The 3,150-nt window shown below is 71.4% G+C and carries 4 protein-coding genes; 3 read left to right on the top strand and 1 reads right to left on the bottom strand.

Features of this window, described 5'->3' with window-relative positions; translation table 11 throughout:
* Window positions 1-218, bottom strand: a 218-nt coding sequence (locus tag H5J30_RS23835) for an MBL fold metallo-hydrolase (RefSeq protein ID WP_181789424.1), incomplete at its 3' end; no start/stop codon positions are given.
* 140 nt (window positions 219-358) lie between these two features.
* On the opposite strand from H5J30_RS23835, the gene hrcA reads away from it, so the two are divergent.
* From hrcA to H5J30_RS23820, 3 genes are all read left to right on the top strand, one after another.
* Entirely contained in the window at window positions 359-1,384 is a 1,026-nt protein-coding gene (hrcA, locus tag H5J30_RS23830) for a heat-inducible transcriptional repressor HrcA (protein WP_181789423.1), read from the top strand.
* Window positions 1,385-2,518, top strand: a complete 1,134-nt coding sequence (dnaJ, locus tag H5J30_RS23825) for a molecular chaperone DnaJ (protein ID WP_181789422.1) — start codon at window positions 1,385-1,387, stop codon at window positions 2,516-2,518.
* 156 nt (window positions 2,519-2,674) lie between these two features.
* A partial coding sequence (locus H5J30_RS23820; RefSeq protein ID WP_181789421.1) for a nitronate monooxygenase occupies window positions 2,675-3,150 on the top strand: 476 nt, incomplete at its 3' end.

Below are 3,150 nucleotides of genomic sequence, written 5' to 3'. Positions count from 1 at the left end.
ACGTGGTCGAAGTGCGGATGCGTGAGCGCGATGTGCGTCACGGGGCGGCCGAAGCGGTCCCGTACGGCCCGGCGCAGCTCCGCGCCCTGACGCAGCGAGGCGCCCGTGTCCACGAGCAGCACGCCTTCCGCCGAGCCCACCGCGCCCGCCGTCGCGTCCCAGCGGGGCAGCCGGCGCCGTACGACATCCGGGGCCAGCTCTTCCCAACCGCCACCCATTCCCCGACGCTATAACGTAACGGGCCACCTTGCCCGAGCTGCCCTACCCGGCCGTACACTGGCCCGGAACCCTGGCACTCCCCGCCGTCGAGTGCCAGCGGCGGAACGACCGGACGGAACCGAGTGTGGAGGTGGGCAGCATGCTCAGCGAGCGTCGGCTCGAAGTGCTGCGCGCCATCGTCCAGGACTACGTGGGCACGGAGGAGCCGGTCGGTTCCAAGGCGCTCACGGAGCGGCATCACCTCGGTGTCTCCCCGGCGACTGTGCGTAACGACATGGCCGCCCTGGAGGACGAGGGGTTCATCGCCCAGCCGCACACCAGCGCCGGCCGCATCCCCACCGACAAGGGCTACCGGCTGTTCGTCGACAAGCTCGCCGACGTCAAGCCGCTGAGCGCGGCCGAGCGGCGGGCGATCCAGAACTTCCTGTCCGGCGCCGTCGACCTCGACGACGTCGTGGGGCGCACGGTGCGGCTGCTGGCGCAGCTGACGCGGCAGGTGGCGGTGGTGCAGTACCCGTCGCTGACCCGCTCGACCGTGCGCCACGTCGAGCTGCTCCAACTCGCCCCGGCGCGCGTCATGCTCGTGCTCATCACCGACACCGGCCGGGTCGAGCAGCGGATGATCGACTGCCCGGCGCCGTTCAGCGAGGACTCCCTGGCCGACCTGCGCGCCCGGCTCAACAGCAGGGTCGTCGGCCGCCGCTTCGGCGACGTGCCGCGGCTGGTGGCGGATCTCGCCGACTCCTTCCCCGCGGACGACCGCGGCACGGTGCAGACCGTGCTGTCGGTGCTGCTGGAGACGCTGGTGGAGGAGATCGAGGAGCGGCTGATGATCGGCGGCACCGCCAACCTCACCCGCTTCGACCACGACTTCCCGCTCACCATCCGGCCCGTGCTGGAGGCGCTGGAGGAGCAGGTGGTGCTCCTGCGGCTGCTCGGCGAGGCGAAGGAACCGGGCATGACGGTGCGTATCGGTCATGAGAACGACCATGAGGGGCTCACCTCCACCTCGGTCGTCTCCGTCGGATACGGTTCTGGCGGCGACACCGGCGAAGCCGTCGCCAAGCTCGGCGTGGTCGGACCTACCCGCATGGACTACCCCGGAACGATGGGAGCGGTACGCGCAGTGGCACGGTACGTCGGACAGATCCTGGCGGAGTCATAAGTGGCCACGGACTACTACGCGGTCCTCGGCGTCGGACGTGACGCGTCGCAGGAAGAGATCAAGAAGGCGTTCCGCAGGCTCGCCCGCGAGCTGCACCCGGACGTGAACCCGGATCCGAAGACCCAGGAGCGGTTCAAGGAGATCAACGCCGCCTACGAGGTGCTGTCGGACCCGCAGAAGAAGCAGGTCTACGACCTCGGCGGGGACCCGCTGTCGCAGAACGGCGCCGCGGCCGGCGGCTTCGGCGCAGGCGGCTTCGGCAACCTCTCCGACATCATGGACGCCTTCTTCGGCCAGGCCGGGCAGCGCGGGCCGCGCTCGCGCACGCGCCGCGGCCAGGACGCCATGATCCGGCTCGAAATCGAGCTGGAGGAGGCGGCGTTCGGCGCCACCAAGGAGATCCAGGTCGACACCGCGGTGGTCTGCGGCACCTGCAACGGCGAGGGCGCGGCGCCCGGTACGTCGGCGCAGACGTGCGACATGTGCCGCGGCCGCGGCGAGGTCTCGCAGGTCACCCGGTCCTTCCTGGGCCAGGTCATGACCTCCAGGCCGTGCCCGCAGTGCCAGGGCTTCGGCACGGTGGTGCCCACCCCGTGCCCGGAGTGCGCGGGCGACGGCCGGGTGCGCTCGCGGCGTACGCTCACGGTCAAGATCCCCGCGGGCGTCGACACCGGCACCCGCATCCAGCACGCGGGCGAGGGCGAGGTCGGCCCGGGCGGCGGCCCGGCGGGCGACCTGTACGTGGAGATCCGCGAGCTGCCGCACCTGATCTTCCAGCGCCGGGGCGACGATCTGCACTGCACGGTGACGATCCCGATGACGGCGGCGTCACTGGGCACGAAGGTCAATCTGGAGACGCTCGACGGCCTGGAGGAGGTCGACATCCGTCCCGGTACGCAGTCGGGGCAGTCGATTCCGCTGCACCAGCACGGCGTGACGCATCTGCGCGGCGGCGGCCGGGGCGACCTGATCGTGCACGTCGAGGTGGAGACGCCGCAGAAGCTGGATCCGGAGCAGGAGCGGCTCCTGCGCCAACTCGCCCAGCTGCGCGGCGAGGAGCGCCCGCTGGGCCAGTTCAAACCGGGCCAGCAGGGGCTGTTCTCGCGGCTGAAGGACGCCTGGAGCGGACGCTAGCCGGGTTCCTGACGGACGTCGCCGGGCCGCCGCGGTGCGGCCTGTGCGACGGGTGTGGTGGATGGGACGTACACCGTCCCCAGGTGCGTGAAGACGTGCGGATTCCATGATCCGGCGCGGGCCGCCGGTGTCCGACCTGCGTGACAGGATGAGCTCATGCCCACCGAGCTGAACGATCTGTTCACCTTCCCGATCGTGCAGGCGCCCATGGCGGGTGGCGCATCCTGCCCGCAGCTCGCCGCCGGGGTGCTGGAGGGCGGCGGCCTGGGGTTCCTCGCCGCCGGGTACAAGACGCCCGAGGCGATGTACGAGGAGATCCGCCATCTGCGGGCCGTCACCGACCGGCCCTTCGGCGTGAACCTGTTCCTGCCCCAGCCGCCCGCGCCGCCGGACCCCGCCCAGATCGAGGCGTACGCCGAGCAGTTGGCCGGCGAGGCCGAGTGGTACGGCACGGAGCTGGGCGACGCCGAGGGCGGCACGGACGACGCCTTCGACGCCAAGGTGGCCATACTCCTGGACGAGCCGGTGGCGCTCGTGTCGTTCACCTTCGGCTGCCCCGAGCCGGCCGTGCTCGACGCCTTCGCGCGGGCCGGGACGTACACCGTCGTCACCGTCACCAACGTCGTCGAGGC

Origin of the sequence: Streptomyces phytophilus (assembly GCF_013870535.1) — a bacterium.
Classification (GTDB): Bacteria; Actinomycetota; Actinomycetes; order Streptomycetales; family Streptomycetaceae; genus Streptomyces; species Streptomyces phytophilus.
This window is presented reverse-complemented; position numbering and strand designations above follow the sequence as displayed.